The following is a 21,646-nucleotide window of genomic DNA, read 5'->3' as shown; positions in this document are numbered from 1 at the left end:
CATTTTTCGCGCTGCAAAACTTTGAACTGCCGTCGCGTACAGAGGGGATAATGTGGAATCTGTCACATTAAAAGGCAAGATGCCCCAAAGATTCACTAGATCAAAAGTGCCAGATTGTGCGCATTGCACAATTTTGGCCACCCATTTTCATTAATTGAAACATCTTCAGCATGTGCAAGCCATAAGAAAGACACCGCATTCAGCAGATAAACTCAATTTACCATCAAACACGTACTTGCGCTTAGCCCTTCAACAGGCCATTGACGATCCGTCTGATTTGAAATCTGAAAGTCGCATGACGATGAACATCCATCTTTTTGCCCTTCAGATTAGCCCGATACAGGATGAGTTCGTTTAACATGATTATCTCCTTGATGAGCCGCGTGAATGGAAAGCCACCTCAGTTCTATGCAAAGAAATCACACAGGCTTACGGGAGTTTTCCTGAAACGCCACAATTATAAGCGCACTATTTGCGCCTCATCAAGGTAAATAACGCAATTTTTGCGCTTTTTACATTCTGTTATATGCAATAGTACGAATGCAGCTTATTATGCATCAGTCTGTACAATGAATTTTCAGTCTGGGAATCATTAGGTTAGTATCATGAAACCATCTCAGTTTCGGGCTTGGCGCAAGTCGATGGGCTATAAGCAAAAAGAGGCAGCGGAACGCCTCGGCTTAAAAAAACGAATGATTCAATATTATGAAAACGGCAATCGTGACGGTAAACCGGTAGAAATTCCGAAGTCTGTCCGGCTGGCCTGCTATGCCTTAAGCACTGGTATTGCTGACTTTGATGGTGAGAAAACCACAGAGAATGCGACTTTAGCTGAATAAACTCCCCTTAAGTCTTGAGAAAAAAAACCGGATTATTTCGGAAATAGGCGTTCGTCGGGGTTTATCATTACGCGAATATTTCTTATAACGCGCGCTCAGCCGACATACTCCTAAAGAGGGCACCACCAGAGCACCAATCGGGTGCACTGGTGCTTAAACGCGAGCATATGTGAGTCACCATGCCTAAACGCAATGACATCCAATCTATCATGATCATCGGGGCTGGCCCCATCGTGATTGGTCAAGCCTGTGAGTTCGATTATTCTGGAACTCAGGCTTGTAAGGCACTGCGAGATGAGGGCTACCGAATTATCTTGGTGAACTCAAATCCGGCGACCATCATGACAGATCCGGATCTGGCTGATGCAACCTACATCGAGCCAATCACCACGGACGCCGTTGAAAAGATCATCGCCAAGGAAAAGCCGGACGCGCTCCTGCCAACCATGGGCGGACAGACCGCACTCAACTGTGCGCTGGAACTGGACCGCAAAGGCGTGCTGAAAAAACACGGTGTCGAGATGATCGGAGCAAAAGCCGACGTCATCGACAAGGCTGAAGACCGTGAAAAATTCCGCGCGGCCATGGACAAGATCGGGCTGGAAAATCCACGCGCCGCAATCGCATCCTCTCCGCCAATCCTTGATGATGAAGGCAACATCACCGGGTATGATCGTGGAGCAGGCTATGCTGAAGCCATGCGCCAGATCGACACCATCGGCCTGCCAGCTATCATTCGCCCTGCGTTTACGCTCGGCGGCACAGGCGGCGGCGTAGCGTATAACCGTGAAGAGTTTGAACAAATTGTTCGCTCCGGCATCGATGCGTCTCCAAACGGTCAGGTGCTCGTCGACGAAAGCTTGCTCGGCTGGAAAGAATACGAGATGGAAGTGGTTCGCGACACAGCGGACAACTGCATCATCATCTGCTCCATTGAAAACATCGACCCGATGGGCGTCCACACAGGCGATTCCATCACAGTTGCCCCTGCCCTGACCCTCACCGACAAAGAATACCAGATCATGCGGAACGCCTCGATTGCGGTTCTGCGTGAGATCGGTGTTGAAACAGGCGGATCGAACGTTCAGTTCGCGGTCAACCCGGCAGATGGCCGTCTCGTTGTGATCGAGATGAACCCACGCGTCTCTCGTTCTTCCGCGCTGGCATCTAAAGCAACAGGCTTCCCGATTGCGAAAATCGCGGCAAAGCTCGCTGTTGGCTACACCCTTGATGAGTTGGAAAACGACATCACCGGCGGAGCAACACCCGCCTCTTTTGAGCCAACAATCGACTACGTCGTCACCAAGATCCCACGTTTCGCATTTGAAAAGTTCCCAGGCTCCGAACCAACCCTGACAACAGCAATGAAGTCTGTTGGTGAAGTGATGGCCATTGGCCGGACCTTCAAGGAAAGCCTGCAAAAAGCCCTGCGCGGTCTGGAAACAGGTCTGACAGGCCTCGACCCAATCGAAGTCGAAGGCCTTGGTCACGGCGAAGACTACACCGCAATCCGCAAAGCTCTGGCTGTCCCAACACCAGATCGCCTGCTCAACGTGGCTCAGGCTATGCGTCTGGGCACCTCTGCAAAAGAAATCCACGACATCTGCAAGATTGATCCATGGTTCCTGGAGCAGATGCAGGAAATCGTGGACATGGAAGCAAAGATCATCGAGCACGGCCTGCCAGACAACGCGGCGGCCATGCGCATGGTCAAAGCCATGGGCTTCTCAGACAGCCGTCTTGCGGTTCTCACCCAGACGACTGCTGACAAAGTTGCAGCTCTTCGGGCTGAGCTTGACGTGAAGCCAGTTTACAAGCGCATTGATACCTGTGCCGCAGAATTCGCTTCCCCAACGCCTTACATGTACTCCACCTACGAGACACCAACACCGGGTTTGCCGTCTTGCGAAGCAAACCCAAGCGAGAAGCAAAAGGTTGTCATTCTGGGTGGTGGTCCAAACCGGATCGGTCAGGGCATCGAGTTCGATTACTGCTGCTGTCATGCTGCGTTTGCGTTGAAAGATGCTGGCTTCGAGGCCATCATGATCAACTGTAACCCGGAAACAGTCTCAACAGACTACGATACCTCCGATCGCCTCTACTTCGAGTCTCTCACCTCTGAAGACGTGCTGGAAATCCTCCGCCTTGAAAACTCCAAGGGCACACTGAAGGGTGTTATCGTTCAGTTCGGCGGCCAGACACCTCTTAAACTGGCACAAGCGCTCGTAGAAGCTGGAATTCCAATCCTCGGCACGTCACCAGACATGATTGACCTTGCAGAAGATCGTGACCGGTTCCAGCGTCTGCTGCACAGAATTGATCTAAAACAGCCAGAAAACGGCATCGCCTATTCTGTTGAACAGGGCCGCCTCATTGCCAACCAGCTTGGCCTGCCACTTGTTGTTCGCCCGTCCTACGTGCTGGGTGGCCGCGCAATGCAGATCATTCGCGACGAGGAAGCGCTCAACAACTACCTGCTTGGCACACTGCCAGAGCTGGTTCCACATGATGTGCGCGCCAAGTACCCGAACGATAAAACCGGCCAGATCAACACCCTGCTCGGCACCAACCCGCTTCTGTTCGACCGTTATCTCGACGGCGCAATCGAAGTGGACGTGGACGCCCTGTGTGATGGCGAAGACGTCTTCATCTGTGGCATCATGGAACATATTGAGGAAGCTGGCATCCATTCCGGCGACAGCGCATGTTCCCTGCCAGCCTACACGCTGGATGATGAAACACTTGCCAGACTGGAAGAGCAAGGCCGCAAACTCGCTCTGGAGCTCAACGTTGTTGGCCTCATGAACGTTCAGTTCGCAATCAAGGACGGAGAGATCTACGTTCTGGAAGTGAACCCACGTGCATCAAGAACAGTACCGTTCGTGGCAAAAACCATTGGCGTGCCGATTGCGAAAATCGCAGCCCGCGTCATGGCAGGTGAGAAGCTGTCAAACTTCGACCTCAAGCCGAAAAAGCTGGATCATGTCGCAGTGAAGGAAGCGGTCTTCCCGTTTGCTCGTTTCCCGGGTGTTGATACGGTTCTCGGTCCTGAGATGCGCTCTACCGGTGAAGTCATGGGTCTGGACACCGACTTCTCCTTCGCATTCGCCAAGTCACAGCTCGGCGGAGGCACCGTTATTCCGGCAGGTGGAACAGTCTTCATCTCATTGAAGGATGCAGATAAGCCGAAAATTCTTGAAGCAGCTAAAAAACTTGTAGCATCAGGGTTTTCCATTATATCCACCGAAGGCACACAAAGATACTTGGAAAACCAAGGCATCCCGTGCGCAAAGGTCAATAAGGTGCTTGAAGGGCGTCCTCATATCGTTGATGCTATCAAGAACGGAGAAGTTCAGCTCGTCTTCAATACAACCGAAGGCGCACAAGCACTTTCCGACAGTCGGTCACTTCGTCAAGCTGCGCTGATGAACAAGGTTCCTTACTACACAACTGTGGCAGGAGCCGTAGCAGCAGCTCAAGGCATCGAAGCTTTCCGAGCGAAAACGCTTGAAGTAAGGTCCCTACAATCTTACTTCTGCTAGTATAGTTTAACAGGTCCGGGTTGAGGCTTCTCAGCCCGGTCAGTTTTTTAGTGTGATGGGCCACACCACCACAACGCAAGAAAGGTGTACGAGCCATGGAAAAGGTACCTATGACGCCGGAAGGTTATGTGATGCTCACAGAAGAGCTTAAGCATCGCACGACCGGAGAACGCCCGCGCATTATCGCAGCCATTTCCGAAGCACGTGCTCACGGTGATCTTTCAGAGAATGCGGAATACCACGCAGCGAAGGAACAGCAGAGCCTGAACGAAGGCCGGATCAACGAACTGGAAGCCCTTCTGGGTCTTGCAGAAATCATCGATCTGACCAAACTCAGCGGCGATACTGTCAAATTCGGCGCAACCGTATCTCTCATTGACGAAGATACCGAGGAAGAAAAGAAGTACATGATCGTTGGCGATGTTGAAGCTGACGTAAAACGTGGACGTATTTCTATCTCCTCTCCTATTGCACGCGCACTCATCGGCAAGTCTGTTGGTGACAGCGTCGAAGTGACTGCTCCAGGTGGCGCACGCGGTTACGAGATTACTGAAGTCCAATTCGGTTAAGTAAATTGTAGAGCTGAATTCAGCATTTCAGGACCTCTCATGAACTGAGATAGTCCTTGCTGAGTTTCAGATTCTTATGATTTCAGGAAACGAAAGTGCCGCTCTGAGCGGCATTTTTTATGCAATCCACACGAGTTATCCACTAATTACAGAGCAAATAATCGGTTCTTCGATAAGTTAACGGATTTACTTCAAAAATCTGAAAAAGCAACAATACCCTGCGACAATCTGGCACGTATCCCTGCCTAAAAAGCTCATATCCCATCACAATCTGCGCTTACCAACACAATTATAGGTATATATTCGACATTTTGCATGGATAAATCTACCTACTGTTAACCCTTGTAAATGCAAATGATCTCGACAAATTGACGGGAAATTTGCTGCTATGACCACCAATTCATTTTCAGGTCTGAAAAGCCAGCTCGGTTTTTTCAAAATCGATAGTCAGACCATACAAACACTTTCAGATCTCTGGCCCAGTGTTGAGGGCCACTTAACACAGATTTTGAGCGATTTTTACAACCACGTTCAGCGTGATCCAGAACTGAAGAAAAAGGTATCCGGCAAGGTTGATGGCTTGAAATCAGCTCAAGCAAGCCATTGGAAAATCCTGTTCACTGGCGGTTTTGATTCCACCTATATGGAGCGCGTTGACAAGATTGGCCGCGCCCACGTGTACACCGACCTTGAGCCGGATTGGTATATTGGTGGTTATACGTTTATTCTCGAAGAGCTGACCAAAGTGCTCTCCAGCAAGATGCGCTTTTCACCGGGCCGCTTGTCACGCAGCCTGATCGCTCTTCAAAAAGCAGTGATGTTCGACATGGGACAAGCGGTCTCCGCCTACCATCGTCACTACACAGAGGAGCGCGATGAGCGCACCCACCAGCTTGAAGATGCCATCAATGCGTTTGAGCGGACAATCACCAAGCGGATAGAGCAGACAGCAGAAGCCGGCAATCGCGTCGAAAACTCTGCGCTCACTCTTCGCGAAACATCCGAGCAAAGCAAAATGGCTGCAGAAGCTGCGAGCCAGTCTGCAGACTACACAGCATCTGATGTTCACTCCGGTGCGGCAGCTGTTGAAGAGATGTCCGCAAACGTCGCCGAAATCGGTTCGCAAGTGACCCGCTCTGCAGAAACAGCACAGACTGTTTCCAAAGATGCAGAACGCACCAACGATACTGTCCTCGGTTTGCAGACAGCAACCAACGAGATCGGCGCTGTGACTGAGCTCATCAGTGCAATCGCAGAGCAGACCAACCTTTTGGCCCTCAACGCAACCATTGAGGCAGCTCGTGCAGGTGATGCAGGCCGCGGCTTTGCTGTTGTGGCAAGCGAAGTGAAAGACCTCGCAAGCCAGACAGGTCAGGCAACCGACGAGATCGCCTCCAAGATCAGCGCGATCCAGAGCGAAACACGCCGCTGCGTAGAAGAAATCTCTGCAATCTCTCAGAAGATTGAGGAGGTGAGTTCGACAGCGACGGCAATTGCTGATGCAGTGGACCAACAGGCCATCGCAACCAACGAAATCTCTTCAAACATTCAGTCCGCTTCTCAAAATGCTAAGGGCGTGACAAGCGAGTTGAGCAATATCCTGGCAACTGCAGACGAATCCAAACGCGCTGTTGCCACGGCAACATCCGCTGCGACAGAGCTCAGCCAGCAAAGCGAAGCAATTTCAGAAGAAATCTCTCATTTCTTCTCAAGCATCCGCTGCCTTTAATCGTCACGACGACAATTCAAGAACACCAAAACGGCCTTCCACGTGAGGGCCGTTTTTGTATTTGCAGTCCAGAGCAGCAGCTCACAAAGTCAACCAAGACACGTCCCCCTAACACCAAGAAGAAAAACAAAAAAAGGGAACGCAATGTCCATCAAATTCAAACTGGTTGATGAAAGTGGTCTGCCCGACACCACAGCACATGTCTGGGTCGCAGGCTGGATCAACGGAGGGTCACAGAAACACTTCAAGGTCTTGGAAGGAAACAATTTCACAAGACCCAGCACGACAAAAGCGCCAACCAGCGTTCCGTTTCAAAAGCTCTCGGATATCGGCGATGTAGTGCTAGAGGACAAAACCAACGGTGATGACCGCTTCCTGTTTGTTGTCTCCAAAGACAAGCCGCAGGACCTAACAGTCACAAACAACAACCCAATCCAATACACCCAGTACCCTTATGCCAACACACCCGGCGTAGAGGCTCCCGGCCCTTTTGACGTTTTCGAGTTTGGTCTGGATGCTCAGCTAAACCTGTCTGCGGTAAGCGGTTTTGGTCTCAACCTCCGTTTTGATGTTGAAGGCTCGGACGGCCCGCAATATGGCATGCGCAAAGACGTGACACGGTCTCAGACTGCCAAGGCCTTCACGAAGTTCATGAAAAACGAAGCAAAGGCTGATCCAGCCGCCGCTCACTTCCTCCCCCTGCTCTACTCCACACCGCTCACAAAAGGCGGGTTCCAGCCACCGCTGGTAGACAATCAGTTCTTCGCTATCTGTGACCCCAACGACTGGCTCGCCTCAAACTCCGGCAACTACCAGAAAACAACGAATGATCCCCTGGCGACCTATTGGGATGAGACCCTCGACCGTTTCTTTTCGCCGGGAAACGTCTTGAGCATCAATCTCGGTTCAAAAGCGGTTCCTCGTTTGTATGAAGGAAGCTGCACCACACAGACACAATCTGGTTCAACCGAGCAAACCCAAGTCTATACGCTGACAGGCCCAGCTGGCACTTTCCACTTCTACAAGCCGGAAAGCGGCCTGACGAGCAGCCAATACGTCTTCCAACAGTCCTTCGGTGTCGGTTTAACTCCGGCAGGGGCTGCAGGAGATGCAGGCCTGCTCCAGGACAGCATCTGGGAAGCACTGTGCCGCGGTGTAGCACTAGACGGCGTATTGACCACCGAAACGACAGAAAGCGCGCAGGCAGCCTTTAGCACCACAAAATGGAACGATTGGAGCAAGTGGTACAAGGCAGGCAAGACATGCCACTATTACTCAAAGTTCTTGCACTACAGCGACAGTGATGGAAACGACTCACGCCTTTCCGGCAAACCATCCCTCATGCTCAATCAGGCAGCCTATGGCTTCAGCATGGATGAAAATCCGGTCGGCCCCTATGACGGCCCTGAAGTTCCCTCGAAAACGAACGAAAACATAAAGTCAGGCACAGTTACAATCACAGTCGGTAAGTGGGTGTAACCACGCATAAAAAAACGGCCTTCCTACGCGAAGGCCGTTTAAAAAGTTTCTCCCGGATAAGCCCCGTTAGAAATACTCAGGCTTATCAATCGGCACGTTCGGCTCATCCTTGATACGGCGGATGGTCAGTGCAGTGCGAACATGATCCACATTCTTTGTGGAGGTCACATCGCGAATAATGAAGTTCTGGAAGGTTTCCAGATCTTTAGCCGTACAGCGCATGATGAAGTCAACTTCACCTGACACCATGTAGCTCTCCCGAACCAACGGCCATTCCTTGACTTGCGCTTCAAATGAGACGAGGTCATTCTCTGTTTGGTTATGCAATCCAACCATGACAAAGGCGGTGACTTCATATCCCAGTTGTTTCTCATCAAGTAGCGTGCGGTAGCCGCGAATGAGTCCTGCTTCTTCCAGGGCTCGAACCCTGCGCAAACATGGGGGCGCAGAAATTCCTACACGACGAGCCAGCTCCACATTGGTAATGCGGCCGTCTCCCTGCAGCTCCTTCAAAATTTGCCAGTCGATCGAATCCAGACGCGCTTTCAAGCTCGTCTCCTTTGCTTGTCCTATTGGATTAACAGTTAACCTGTTTTACAACACTGCCTAAAATACGAAGTTAGGCGAAATGCTAGTTTATTGCTTATTTGCGACAGACTATATCAACAAATAGCATTTTGCAGACACTTCCCGAAAGCTGGGGGAACAAAATGTCGCAAAACCTGTGGGTTTTAACAGATGGCAAGATCGGAGACGTAGCACAATGCATCGGTGTAGCCGACGCGTTGGGACTTCCCTACGAAATTCGATTAGTTGCCCCCCGCAAGCTTTTTACCTACGCAATGCCTTGGGGACCAATCGATCCCAAAGACGCACCACATAAACCAGAAAGCCCGCTTGCACCCCCATATCCCGCGGTCGCGATTGCATCCGGGCGCAGAGCGGTGCCCTACTTACGCGCACTAAAGCGGCTTTCCAAGGGCCAGACCTTTACTGTTTTCCTCAAGGACCCAAAGATCAACAGCAAATTTGCTGATTTTGTCTGGGCGCCGGAACATGACGGAATTTCTGGGAAAAACATAGTAACAACACTTACGTCACCTCACCGTTTCTCAGCGCAAAAGCTACAGGACGCACGCGACAACCCGCTTGAGGCAATCGCAGCGCTGCCAAAGCCAAAAGCAGCTGTCCTGATTGGCGGTAATTCCCAGCATCACACCTTTACACCCGACAATATCAACACGCTTCTCGCCGCACTTAAAAACCTGTCGCAAACCCATTCGCTCATGATCACCTGCTCCCGCCGCACCCCAAGAGAGCTGGCAACGCAGTTGCATGATCTAGGCAGATCAGAAGGTCATCTCTTCTGGAATGGAGAGGGTGAAAACCCCATCGCCCAGTACCTGGCCAACGCAGAAATCACAGTGGTTACAACAGATTCTACCAATATGGTGGGGGAAGCTGCAGCCACCGGAAAGCCTGTCTACGGCTTCCGCCCAACAGGTAGTCACAGAAAGTTTGATAGGTTTTTATCAAGAATGGAGGATTTGGGAGTACTTCATCCCTTCCCCGGAGACATATTAGCACCTACTTATGAACCGATAGACGCTACACCGGATATTGCGGATGCCATATCCAAAGCGATTGAACAAAAGCAAACGAGCGGATAGAACCCCTCCCTAACACGGCACTGGTACTATCCAAGCGCGCACGAAATTTGAGGTTCTGAGGAAATGACTGTTAAGCACACCAAACTCCTGATCGTAGGCTCCGGCCCTGCTGGCTACACCGCCGCAATCTACGGCGCGCGCGCCATGCTGGAACCGCTTCTGGTCACAGGTGTGCAGACTGGCGGTCAGCTGACCATCACCACCGATGTTGAAAACTACCCGGGCTTTGCAGATCCAATTCAGGGTCCATGGCTCGTGGAAGAAATGCGCAAGCAAGCCGAAAACGTCGGTACCAAGATAGATTACGACACTATTCTGGAAGCAGACCTCTCAAAGCGTCCGTTTGAGCTGAAAGGTGACAGCGGCACCCTCTACACCGCAGACGCGCTCGTCATCGCAACCGGTGCACAGGCAAAATGGCTTGGCCTGCCTTCTGAGGAAAAGTATCAGGCTGGCGGCGTATCCGCATGTGCAACCTGTGACGGCTTCTTCTACCGTGGCAAGGAAGTTGTTGTAGTTGGTGGCGGTAACACCGCTGTTGAAGAAGCGCTCTACCTCGCAAACCTTGCAGATAAAGTTACGCTGGTTCACCGCCGTGATGCCCTGCGTTCTGAAAAAATCCTCCAGGAACGTCTCTTCAAAAACGAGAAGATCAACGTGGTCTGGGACAGTGAAGTGGATGAAATCCTCGGCACCGAAAACCCAGCTGTTGTGACTGGCATCCGCCTGAAAAACCGTAAGACCGGCGAAACCTCAGAAATGTCCACACACGGCGTATTCATCGCCATCGGACACGCTCCAGCGGTTGACCTTGTCAAAGATCAGGTAAAGATGAAGGAATCCGGTTACATTTGGACCGAAGCTGATTCAACTCAGACATCCATTCCGGGTGTGTACGCAGCAGGCGACGTGACTGATGAGCAGTACCGTCAGGCTGTGACCGCTGCAGGAATGGGCTGCATGGCTGCACTGGAAGCAGAACGCTACCTGGCAGCTCTGGAATCTGAAACCGAAGCAGCAGAATAAGAAACCGGGAAGATTGGGGGGAAAGCAAATGCCAGGCCGTTCTTTGGATTGGGACAAGCTGCGAATTTTCCATGCAGCAGCACAGGTAGGAAGCTTTACCCACGCAGGCGAAGCTCTCAACATGAGCCAGTCGGCTGTCAGCCGTCAGGTCAGTGCACTTGAGGCAGAGCTGGGTGTCCCCCTCTTCCACCGTCATGCGCGCGGGCTGATTCCAACAGAACAAGGCGAGCTTCTTTACAGAACCGCTCGCGAAGTTCTGCTGAAACTGGAAACCGTTCAGTCCCGCCTGACAGACACCAAGGAAAAGCCAAGCGGTACGCTCCGCGTCACCACCACAGTGGGCCTCGGCTCCACTTGGCTCACCGCCCGCGTCAACGAGTTCGTGGATCTTTACCCGGACATGCGTTTGGAGCTCATCTGTATGGATGACGAGCTGGATCTGGGCATGCGCGAGGCAGATGTCGCCATCCGCCTGCGCCAGCCCACACAGCCAGATCTCATCCAGCGCAAGCTCTTTACAGTGCACTTCCACGTCTATGCCTCGCCAACTTACATTGAGCGCTTTGGCAGCCCGAGCACTATTGATGATCTGGACCATCACCGTCTGATCACCATCGGTGACAACATGGCCTCCTACCTGCGCGCGATGAACTGGCTTGCAACTGCCGGATTGCCAAACGGCGAGCGCCGCGATGTTTCCCTGCGCGTGAACAACCTGTCTGGCATCAAGAAAGCCGTGCAGACCGGCGTCGGCATCGCCATCCTGCCGGACTACATGGTTGAACCTGGTGCAGGCATCAAACGCGTTATGTCCGTCACACAGGAAGAGCTGCCAAGCTTTGATACCTACTTCGTGTACCCATCCGAGCTGAAAAACACCGCTCGTGTTACCGCATTCAGAGACTTCCTCGTCTCCTATGCAGAACGTTGGACACACTAGGCCTGAACTCCGGAAAAGACCTGATTTGGCTTGGTTAGCCTGCTCAGGAGTTTCAACCTTAAGTTTTGCACTGCAAAATAAAAAATATCCCGGATCTCTTATGACGCCTCTCAGACCGCCTGAGAGGCCTTTTTTACGCCCCTTCATCCCGAAATGACAATATCTTACGCAGAGTTAGCTTTCTGATAGTTGTCAGATTCTGCAATGAAGTACCGACCCCTTTGAGCTCCTCTGAAAATGCATAGCTGCAATGCAAAAATTAAGGATTGCTGTTTCGGCGCTGCACTGCATATATACACCTGCTGTTGATCAGTTGTTGTCACACCTCTCCTCCCAGTGACATCAATATCCGATCAACTGTTCCCCTCTGGAAGGTGATTGCACCCATTAGGTGCTTTATCATTCATCACTTCGAAACCGGACCGCATGGTCCGGTTTTTTTTTGCCAAATGCCCGCAAACGCCGAAGATGACCAAGGGTTCCCCTAAGCCTTTTAGCCAGCAAACTTCCTGCAATACCCTGCAGCATACAAAGACGAATGCTCATCAGACGCGTTAAAGAGCTGTTTTGGAAGATCTTTTGCAGAGTGATAGCAGCAGCCAGCAAGCGCAGTTGAACTGCGTAAAATCGCACTGCCTAAAAACAGACCTAGGGTCGCTTACTTCTTAGGCACACTAAAAAATCAACTATCCCAGATGCACGCAGAGACATGCGGATTCATCAGGCTATTGCGCAGCACCACCCTGGGAAAACCCATCAGATTCAAGGTATTCCCAACTCACATAAACTAGTAGTTTCTGCAACTATCACTCAAATTAACTATATTTTTCCTAGGTAAATCTTCAAACAGTGAAATTTTACCACCCCTAATCAGCGAAATTACAAATCAGCTTGCATCCTTTACTTATCGAATCATACCTATTGGCAAATATCCGAGGTAATGGATGTGAATGACCTGAGAAAAGCATTTTACACTCTGATTGCCTGCGCACTTTTCGCAATCTATGGCGAAATCTCCCACGCCATAAGCGAAGCTGACAGGGCGGAACGGCTCGGCAGTCAAATCACTCTGCACATTCCGGCAGAATAACAGCGGTCCGTTTTGATTCCTCTTTTGACGAGGACAGGCCATTTTTCAGTTATCCACAACAACAGGCAGGTTATCCTTCCAGTTCAATCCTGCCTAATCCTACAACTCTAAAAACTCATTGAGTGAATAGGCTAATTCGCCAAATCCAGCACCAAAGCTCAACGCGCACAAAAAAGCCCGGGTGGCTTTGCTGCTCATTCGCAACTAACCACCCAGACCATTATAAGAGCTTATCAGCAAGCGTTTACCGATAGAGGTTCTGTCCTTCCAGATCCTTATAAAGGTGCGCTACCTGCTCCGCATAGCCATTGTAAAGCTGTGTTGGCACACGCTCATCCGTACCCAGCAAACGCTCAGAAGCCTGCGACCAGCGTGCATGCGGCACTTCCGGATTCACATTGGCCCAAAAACCGTATTCGCTTGGGCCAATCTTCTCCCAGAAGCTAACCGGACGCTGATCAGTAAAGGTGATCTTCACGATGGATTTGATGGACTTGAAGCCGTACTTCCAAGGCATTACCAAACGGATCGGTGCGCCATACTGCTTCAGCAACGGCTTGCCATAAATGCCAGTCGCAACAAATGCCAGATCGTTCATGGCCTCATCCATGGTCACGCCTTCAACGTAAGGCCATGGATACCAGAACTGACGCTGACCGCTGGCCACGTCGGAATCTTCAAAGGTCTCAAAGCGGATGTACTTGGCACCGTTCTGCGGGCCAGCATACTTCACCAGCTCAGACAACGGGAAACCAGTCCACGGCACAGCCATAGCCCACGCTTCAACACAACGGTGACGGTAAAGACGCTCCTGCAAAGGCATTTTACGCACCAGATCATCAAAATCGATGGTCTGAGGGTTATCGACCATACCATCAATCGTGATGGACCATGGGCGGATCTTCAACGCCTGAGCAGCACCAGAAATGCGCTTGTGCGAACCAAACTCATAGAAGTTGTTGTAAACCGAAGTCACACTCTCAGGCGTAATTGCGCGTTTAAGAGTGAAATCAGCATTCCGCTTGACTGGATAGAGATCAAGTGTTGGATCCTTACCATCCTGGGCAAACACATTGCTCACCAAGCCGGTTCCACCAGCAGCCAGACCAAGGCCAACAGCGCCCAAACCCTTCATAAACCTGCGCCGGTTGAAGAACACATCTTCAGGTGTCGCTTCTCTTTCCGGAATAATCCATTCAGGCCTATGAATAATGTTCATGCTGCCATCTCCAAGCAGGTAAGGGTTACGGTAATGTCTACCAATATTGGCCTATGACTTAGCGGCGAAACCCCTTAAACTTCAAGTAAAGCCCCCGTGATCCTGTTCGTGATCAAGAAGAGAGCCTCTCACTCCCACCACAATCTTCTGCGCCTATCAGAATACATTTCGTTAAATTCAGCGAGTTCAGGACACGCTTTCAAACACGCCTCCAACTTATCCTGAAACGCACAGCGCATGTCAGACAGGGCAAAGGAGCGACACGATGACACTAGGATTTATCGGCCTTGGCGCTATGGGTCTAGGAATGGCCCAGCGCATTAACAAAGACCATGCGCTGAAGGTCTATAACCGCTCTTCGGAGAAAGCCGCCAGCCTTGTCGCGGAGGGAGCACAGCAAGCCACATCCCTGCAAGACTTCGCAGACTGCGATATCGTTTGCTCAATGCTGTCAGACGATGCAGCTGTTGAAGCCGTCTATCTTGCCGGAGACACTCTGGCACTCCCACTCAAAGAAAACAGCATCTCCATCTCCCACAGCACCATCAGCCCACCAATGGTAGACCGTCTCGTTGCTGCCCATGAGCATGCCAATGTCCGGTTCCTGTGTGTGCCAGTACTTGGCCGACCAGACAAAGCCGCGGAAGGACAACTGGTCGCCGTCGCAGCAGGCGAACGCAGTGCAATGGACGAGGCTCGCTCTGTGCTGGAAGCCATATCCACGCGGCAGTTCTGGATGGGTCCAACTCCGCGCCAAGCTGCGGTCACCAAACTAGGCATGAATTTCATGATAGCGGCGGCAGTAGAAGCCTTGGCCGAAAGCTTCACTCTTACAAGAAAGGCTGGCATAGATCCGGAGACCTTCCTCACGCTGATAACAGAGACACTGTTCAGCGCGCCCATCTATCAAGCATACGCCCCTCTCATCGCCCGCGAGGAAAACCCCACTCCCGGCTTCAAGACCGCCTTGGGCTTGAAGGCCGTCAATCTAGCGCAACAAACAGCTCGGGACCTCAGAGTACCTCTCCCCACAGCAGAAATCATCGCCAACCAACTCCGGACTGCAATCGCAGCCGGATATGCAGACGAAGACTGGTCCATCCTCGCCCGCCTCATGGCCCAAACAGCCTCCCTGCCGCCCATCAAACGAAGATGAGAGGATTGCAGGAGCACAGAAAAACCCGGAGCATTGCCCCGGGTTCTTTTTCTATCTCACTTTAGAGCGTATTCCCGAAAAGTGGCTCCGGTTTTCGGACAAGAATACGCGCGCAAGCTCTGGAGTATCAGGCTGGTGCTGTTGCACCCTCAATCACTTTGTCCGCAGCCTTGCCGGAAAGCTCGGCCAGGTGGTCAAAGTTACGAGAGAACGTTGCCACACCAGCTGTTGCAGAGCGAAGCTCTACAATAAGGTCGCTGAGTTCACTCTCAGGGATCATCGCTTCCACTTCATCCCAGCCATCCCAGTTATCGCGGGCGTCAAATCCAAGGATCTGTCCACGGCGACCAGAAACAATCGCATTGATACGGGCTGTGGTATCTGATGGACAGGCCACAACAACCTTATCAACGGGCTCAAGAAGAACTGGCTTACATTCCTTCAAACCATCTTTCATAGCCAGAATGCCTGCCATGCGGAAAGCCTGATCGGAGCTGTCAACGGAGTGATAGGAGCCATCCTTCAGCGTCACAGCCACATCCACGACCGGGAAGCCCAAAGGCCCTTTTTCAAGAGCTTCCTTCACGCCATCCCCGACAGAGGGAATGTACTGCTTAGGCACCACGCCACCAGTAATCGTGTCGTTGAAGCTGTGCCCTTCACCGCGTGGCATAGGCTGAATAGCCAGCACCACATCGCCAAACTGACCGTGGCCACCACTTTGCTTCTTATGGCGTCCGCGCAGTTCAGTCGTGCCGCGAATGGTTTCCTTATATGGAATACGAGGTTCAAAGCTCTTCACTGACAGACCATAGCGCCCGGTCAGCTTCTCAAGAGCAACCCGCAGATGCATTTCACCCTGTCCCTCCAGTACGGTCTCGCCCGTGCTCTGGACTTGGGTAATGCTCAGGGATGGGTCTTCATCCACCAACTTGGAAAGCGCAGTAGAGAGTCTGACTTCATCCTTCCGTTCTGTCGCCGTAATCCCCTTGGAAAGAACTGCATCCGGAGTATCAACGACAAACAGACTTTGCGAAGGCTTGGCACCAACACCAAGGGTCATGCCGGTTTCAATATTATCCAGCTTGCCAAGAGCCACCAGATCACCAGCAACAGCCTCTGTAATCTTCTTCGGCTGCAAACCCTGCATCTGGAACAGACCAGATGGGCGATACTCTTCCCCATGTCTGTCGTAAAGAAGCGCACCTTCCTTCACAGACCCACCAAACAGACGAGCAACAGAGAGCTTGCCGCCATGTGAAGTGTGGTAGGTTTTCAGCACCTGAAGAATGGCATCATCTTCCTTGAGCCCAAGACGCTTGCGGGTTTCAACAATACCTGGAGCATCATGGCGCAAAGCCTTCAGCAAGCGGCGGATGCCATTGCCTTTGATCGCGCTGCCAATAAACACAGGGCAGATTTCACCGCGCTGCATTTCCTGCACAAGATCATCAAAAATGACCTCACTCTCAGGTGCTTCATCTTCTAAAAGCTGCTCCATGAGAACGTCATCGTGATCTGCCAGCATTTCCATCATGGCATAGCGCGCTTCCACCTCACGGGCGCGCTCATCATCTGGAATCTCGATGGTCTTGCTTGGCTTGCCTTCCTGGTAGACAAAGGCCCGCTCCAGCGCCAGATCAATAAAACCTGTCGCAGTGCCATTCTCCCAGATCGGGATCTGGCGCAACACCATTGGAAGGCTCGAAGCTGGCTGCAACGCCTGAAGCATCGCGCGCACACTACCTGTTGCCTTGTCTATTTTGTTCAAGAAGAGAACATGCGGGATGTTCCGCTGTTCGAGTGATTTGAGAATGAGTTGAAGAGCTGCTGTTTTCTTTTCATCTGGCTCAGCAACCACAACGGCAATATCTATGCCATTTAAGACACTGTTGCCTTCGTGAAGAAATTCTACGGATCCAGGGCAGTCGATAAATGTGAAATGATCGCCCTTATAGGTGCAGGTGGCAATGTTCGCCTCAACGCTCATGCTGTGATCACGCGCTTCGTCACTGCTGTCACCCAGCGAGCTTTTCGCGTCAACACTTCCCTGTCGCCCAATAGCCCCCGTTCGTGCGAGAAGAGCTTCCAGCAGTGTGGTCTTGCCACTTGCGAAAGGTCCAATTATGGCAACCGAACGAGGGCTGCGAACCCTGCCTCCGGCAACTCCGACATGCTTGTCTCCCATGATCCATACTCCCTGTTTGGGTTGGGAAGCAGGCACGGGCGCTTGCGCCACGGCGGCGCAAAATCACACGCGCCTTCCAGAGTATTATAAGACTCTGGATAAGTATCGTCACTCGGAAACACAGTGATATGCAAGCTCCAAAACAAAGGCGGACTGAAGCGTGACAGTCCGCCGCACAATATGAACCGGCGCTATTTATAAAGATCAAAGGGTTAGGATTCTCAATCCCCCTAAGATTTAATGGATCACTGCTTGGTCAACCGCAACCCTGTAACACCCGCTGTGATGTTCGCTCCGGTCTGCCCTTGCAAGCTCAAAGGCTGCAAAGCGATGGAGCGGTTCAGACCACCCAGCAGGACGTTCGCCTGCACACCAGCACCCAATGTGACACCGGCAGACACACCGCCGTAACTCCCGGCAAGAGAACCCGGCTTCAGGTTAGCCTTCGGCGCAACAACACCCCACACCAACGTTCCAGATGTGACGGGTCCAATATCGATGCCATAGCTATTGATCGTACCGGTGTATCCTTCGATGCGCTTGCCACTTGGCGATTTAAAGACACAGGACAGTTCGTGAGAAGAGCCAACAATAAAGTTGGTCCCAGCAACCAGATCACAAGTTAAGGATCCAACTTCAACACCTGGGCGATCTTTCTTTGGCTCTTCAGCAGGAGCTGCAGGTGTGTCTGCAGAATAGGCGGAAGTGCTGAAACCAAGAGCGGCGACAGCAGCAAAAGCTAGGCATTTTCTCATTATTATTCTCCAGTGCTCAGGCTCTACGACCTTTTTACAATGGGAAAGCAAAGTGTACGAACTGTCAAAGCCTTGCTTCGATCACAGTGAACACCCCGCTTAGTTACAACGTTATTTTTACCTAGTGATATACGTTAGAAATTGTGATTAGAATTTTCACCATAAACGCATCACAGACCGGCCTGCCCTGTCCGTCACCTAACCGGGTTAACCCTAAGCATCCCTTAAGCCGCTCAAAGTCATCTACGAGAAGTCCAGCATGCAGAATGACTTACAGCAAAATAATCGATAAAGCCTACATTCCTGGAAGGTTTCATAAAGCTGTAAACCAATTATTAACCATAGATGTTAAGCCTAATGATTTGACCCATTTTGGGACACTTTAGAACAATGTTTTAAATAAAACACGAGACTCTCCACTCAGAAATTGAGTACGGAGAATCAGCAATGCGCTCAAATTTGAAGACACTTTTGTTTGGCGTAACCGGTGCAATAGCCATTGCAACTCTTCCAGCGATCGCGCAGGCAAATCCTATCAATGCCCGCATTACCACTGCTTTCGGGGCACTCGAAGGCAAGATGCTGGGCCTGTTGTCAGGAACAGCTGCTTTCGGGCAGGGTCCAGGCTTTGCATCACAATTTGATGCGACCGCAGGCGGAACAAAAGACTATGGCTTTTATGCTGGCACAGGCCGCATGGGCTTCCGCACGCAGGACTACAACTACTTCGGTGTTGTTGGCTCTGCAGCGCAAATCAACGGTGGAGCCGGTTCACTCGGCTACCTAGGTGCAGAAGCACAGGTTCACTTTGAGAACTTGTCTGTTGACGGCCTCATCGGCGTTCAGATGATCGACGATACGGGCTCAGTCATGGGTGGTGCAACCGCATCTTACTACGCCAGCGAAAACGCACGCTTTTACGCGGGTTACCGCTATCTGCGCGACAGCCATATCTACGCAATGGGTATGGAGTTCAAGCCAGGCACAGAAACCGCCAACGGCATGACAATGTTCGCAGACCTGCGCTCTGAGAAGCTTGAAAACGCTTCTATCATGGCAGGCGTCCGTTTCTCCTTCGCCGATGCACAGACATTGGTTGAGGAAAGCCGCGGCACATTCGTCAACAACAGCTACATTCTGGATGCTCTCCTCCCGGACTAAACATCCAGTCTCGCGAAACACCTACAACAAAAAAGGCGCTGCGTGATGCAGCGCCTTTTTTCTATTGAAAGCTGAGCACCAAAGAGGTCTTCGGCGCTCTTTTTCCAGATAAGCTTACTTCAGGTTTCCGCAGAAGCGCTGAATACGAGTACAAGCCTCAGTCAGAGCTTCAGTAGAAGTCGCGTAGGAAACGCGGAAGTTTGGACCCAAACCGAACGCAGAGCCCGGCACAACAGCAACACCTTCAGTCTCCAGAAGCTCACCTGCAAAGTCCAGATCAGTCTCGATCACCTTGCCGGACGGCGCAGTCTTGCCAATGGTGCCAGCACAGGATGGGAACACGTAGAACGCACCCTCTGGAACCGGGCACTCAAGACCGGAAGACTGGTTCAACATAGAAACAACCAGATCACGACGATCCTGGAAGACCTTGTTGTTGACCGGGATGAAGTCTTGTGTCCCATTCAGCGCTTCAACCGCAGCTGCCTGAGAAATGGAGCATGGGTTGGAGGTGGACTGAGACTGAACCTTCGCCATCGCCTTGATCAGATCAGCAGGGCCACCCGCATAACCAATACGCCAGCCGGTCATGGAATACGCTTTGGAAACGCCATTCACGGTCAAAGTGCGATCATAAAGCTGAGGCTCGATCTGCGCAGGCGTGGTGAACTCAAAGTCATCATAGATCAAGTGCTCATACATGTCGTCAGACATGACCCAGACATGCGGATGCTTCAGCAGAACGTCGGTCAGAGCTTTCAGCTCATCGCGCGTGTAGCCAGCACCAGACGGATTGGATGGTGAGTTGAAGATCAACCACTTGGTTTTAGGCGTAATCGCCGCTTCCAGCGCTTCAGGCGTGATCTTGAAGGTCTTCTGATCCGCTTCAACAACCACAGGCTCACCACCAGCCAGCAGCACCATGTCAGGGTAAGACACCCAGTATGGTGTTGGGATGAGAACTTCATCGCCTGGATTGATGGTTGCGATCAATGCATTGTAGAGCACCTGCTTGCCGCCGGTTCCGACAGTAATCTGGTTTGGCTCATACTTCAGGCCATTGTCACGCAGGAACTTGGCGCTGATTGCCTGTTTCAGCTCAGGAGTGCCATCAACCGCTGTGTATTTTGTTTTGCCTTCATTAATAGCTGTAATTGCAGCAGCTTTAATGTTGTCTGGCGTATCAAAATCTGGTTCACCAGCACCAAGGCCGATAACGTCGCGGCCTGCGGCTTTCAGTTCGCGTGCCTTCGTGGTCACTGCAATCGTTGCAGATGGTTTCACACGAGACAGCGAGTCAGCGATAAAGCCCATAATGCCCTCCAATAGAAGCGGGTACGTTCTTCGCAAAATAAGTGCGGGCAGACCCTAAGGCGCAGACCAAAGCTTGGCAAGCGCAAACACGCCAGTTTTTCTGCTCAAATTTCGCCAAAGACTGCAGATTTTTTCAAATATTACTCCCCAGATATAATCAGGGGTTCTGTGACGCTGCGTCTCTTGTATTTCCGGAGGAACAAAGCTAAGCAGCCTCTCAAGCTAAAGACCTGAAGATTTAGCTGGTCCCATCAGAAATGAGAGCCTGAATTCCGTGAAAAGCCTGCTGCGAAAACTACTCGAAAATCAGTTCATTCGCTTCGGAATGGTTGGTGGCTCTGGTCTTGTGGTCGATCTGGTAGCCCTCGCCTTTTTCTGGCAAGTGGCTGGTCTTGATCCCCTCATTGCGCGAATCCTTTCCATCTGGATTGCCATGACCAACAACTGGTTCTGGAATCGCATCTTCACCTTCCGCTCTGAAGGCAATCCGTTTGGGGAGTATGTGAGATTCGTTCTGGTCAACAGCGTGGGGGCGGTCATCAACTACAGCACCTATGGCGCGCTGATCACCCTGATCGACAGCTTCTCCACCTATCTGGCCGTTATCCTCGCCACACTGGTGTCCATGACCTTCAACTTCGTGCTTTCAAAAATCTACGCATTCAAAATCTAAGCGCAGGTATTTCAGGAAAAAGGGGCTCTTTTTTGGATGTGCCGACAGGGTAAGAAACACCCCTGCCAGCACAAAGCACTCAGGTCCGCCAGCACCTAGAAACTCTAGGAGATTTGATTGTATTTTCGCCCTTACATCAAATGCTACTCGTAGGTGCAGCGCACAAACAACCACTACCCCTGCGGTATATACTGTTTTTTTTAACCATAACGATATCCAGTATTCCGCTCGGTAGAACTACATAGGATAAGTTGCGGTCACGCACTAACCTCCATTTAACCAATTCCCTTTTCTTT

The 21,646-nt window shown here is 51.4% G+C and carries 16 protein-coding genes; 11 read left to right on the top strand and 5 right to left on the bottom strand.

The genetic code is table 11. The annotated features are described in order from the left end of the window. Positions 1–605 precede the first annotated feature (605 nt). The 5 genes from PsWM33_RS18905 to PsWM33_RS18885 all read left to right on the top strand — a co-directional run bounded on the left by PsWM33_RS18905 (position 606) and on the right by PsWM33_RS18885 (position 8,158). A complete protein-coding gene (locus PsWM33_RS18905; protein ID WP_063298249.1) occupies positions 606–839 on the top strand; it encodes a helix-turn-helix domain-containing protein in 234 nt (77 codons plus the stop codon). A gap of 179 nt (positions 840–1,018) precedes the next feature. Then, the gene (gene carB / locus PsWM33_RS18900) at positions 1,019–4,381 is read left to right on the top strand and encodes a carbamoyl-phosphate synthase large subunit (RefSeq protein ID WP_063298250.1); all 3,363 of its coding nucleotides are present in this window, start codon (positions 1,019–1,021) and stop codon (positions 4,379–4,381) included. Positions 4,382–4,476: 95 nt separating this feature from the next. Then, positions 4,477–4,950, top strand: a complete 474-nt coding sequence (gene greA / locus PsWM33_RS18895; RefSeq protein WP_057461124.1) for a transcription elongation factor GreA — start codon at positions 4,477–4,479, stop codon at positions 4,948–4,950. 388 nt (positions 4,951–5,338) lie between these two features. Then, on the top strand, positions 5,339–6,679 hold the full coding sequence (locus PsWM33_RS18890) for a globin-coupled sensor protein (protein WP_063301255.1): 1,341 nt from the start codon (positions 5,339–5,341) through the stop codon (positions 6,677–6,679). A 144-nt stretch (positions 6,680–6,823) separates the two neighbouring features. Further along, positions 6,824–8,158, top strand: a complete 1,335-nt coding sequence (locus tag PsWM33_RS18885) for a hypothetical protein (protein ID WP_063301254.1) — start codon at positions 6,824–6,826, stop codon at positions 8,156–8,158. A 66-nt stretch (positions 8,159–8,224) separates the two neighbouring features. On the opposite strand, the gene PsWM33_RS18880 is transcribed toward PsWM33_RS18885, so the two are convergent. Then, positions 8,225–8,707, bottom strand: a complete 483-nt coding sequence (locus tag PsWM33_RS18880; RefSeq protein ID WP_057461126.1) for an Lrp/AsnC family transcriptional regulator — start codon at positions 8,705–8,707, stop codon at positions 8,225–8,227. A gap of 161 nt (positions 8,708–8,868) precedes the next feature. On the opposite strand from PsWM33_RS18880, the gene PsWM33_RS18875 reads away from it, so the two are divergent. From PsWM33_RS18875 to PsWM33_RS18865, 3 genes are all read left to right on the top strand, one after another. Continuing rightward, positions 8,869–9,828 (top strand): mitochondrial fission ELM1 family protein, encoded by a 960-nt coding sequence (locus PsWM33_RS18875; protein WP_063301253.1) that lies wholly within the window; start codon positions 8,869–8,871, stop codon positions 9,826–9,828. A 63-nt stretch (positions 9,829–9,891) separates the two neighbouring features. Continuing rightward, positions 9,892–10,854 carry a thioredoxin-disulfide reductase gene (gene trxB, locus PsWM33_RS18870; protein WP_063301252.1) on the top strand — a complete coding sequence of 321 codons (963 nt, stop codon included), beginning with the start codon at positions 9,892–9,894 and terminating at the stop codon, positions 10,852–10,854. 28 nt (positions 10,855–10,882) lie between these two features. After that, positions 10,883–11,794 (top strand): LysR family transcriptional regulator, encoded by a 912-nt coding sequence (locus PsWM33_RS18865; RefSeq protein WP_063301251.1) that lies wholly within the window; start codon positions 10,883–10,885, stop codon positions 11,792–11,794. Between the two features lie 1,334 nt (positions 11,795–13,128). Here the strand turns inward: PsWM33_RS18865 and msrP are convergent. After that, on the bottom strand, positions 13,129–14,103 hold the full coding sequence (gene msrP / locus PsWM33_RS18860) for a protein-methionine-sulfoxide reductase catalytic subunit MsrP (protein WP_063301250.1): 975 nt from the start codon (positions 14,101–14,103) through the stop codon (positions 13,129–13,131). A 265-nt stretch (positions 14,104–14,368) separates the two neighbouring features. Here msrP and PsWM33_RS18855 point away from each other — a divergent pair, with 265 nt between their 5' ends. Continuing rightward, positions 14,369–15,259 (top strand): NAD(P)-dependent oxidoreductase, encoded by an 891-nt coding sequence (locus PsWM33_RS18855; protein WP_063301249.1) that lies wholly within the window; start codon positions 14,369–14,371, stop codon positions 15,257–15,259. Between the two features lie 127 nt (positions 15,260–15,386). On the opposite strand, the gene PsWM33_RS18850 is transcribed toward PsWM33_RS18855, so the two are convergent. Beyond that, complete coding sequence (locus tag PsWM33_RS18850) at positions 15,387–17,447, bottom strand: elongation factor G (protein WP_063301248.1); 2,061 nt, start codon at positions 17,445–17,447, stop codon at positions 15,387–15,389. A 245-nt stretch (positions 17,448–17,692) separates the two neighbouring features. Continuing rightward, positions 17,693–18,202 carry a DUF992 domain-containing protein gene (locus PsWM33_RS18845; RefSeq protein ID WP_063298258.1) on the bottom strand — a complete coding sequence of 170 codons (510 nt, stop codon included), beginning with the start codon at positions 18,200–18,202 and terminating at the stop codon, positions 17,693–17,695. A gap of 447 nt (positions 18,203–18,649) precedes the next feature. On the opposite strand from PsWM33_RS18845, the gene PsWM33_RS18840 reads away from it, so the two are divergent. After that, the gene (locus PsWM33_RS18840; RefSeq protein ID WP_063298259.1) at positions 18,650–19,363 is read left to right on the top strand and encodes a hypothetical protein; all 714 of its coding nucleotides are present in this window, start codon (positions 18,650–18,652) and stop codon (positions 19,361–19,363) included. Between the two features lie 114 nt (positions 19,364–19,477). On the opposite strand, the gene PsWM33_RS18835 is transcribed toward PsWM33_RS18840, so the two are convergent. Then, on the bottom strand, positions 19,478–20,677 hold the full coding sequence (locus PsWM33_RS18835) for a pyridoxal phosphate-dependent aminotransferase (RefSeq protein WP_063301247.1): 1,200 nt from the start codon (positions 20,675–20,677) through the stop codon (positions 19,478–19,480). A 274-nt stretch (positions 20,678–20,951) separates the two neighbouring features. On the opposite strand from PsWM33_RS18835, the gene PsWM33_RS18830 reads away from it, so the two are divergent. Continuing rightward, entirely contained in the window at positions 20,952–21,350 is a 399-nt protein-coding gene (locus PsWM33_RS18830; protein WP_153039851.1) for a GtrA family protein, read from the top strand. Positions 21,351–21,646: the final 296 nt, after the last annotated feature.

It is taken from the genome of Pseudovibrio sp. WM33, assembly GCF_001623165.1.
GTDB lineage: Bacteria > Pseudomonadota > Alphaproteobacteria > Rhizobiales > Stappiaceae > Pseudovibrio.
This window is presented reverse-complemented; position numbering and strand designations above follow the sequence as displayed.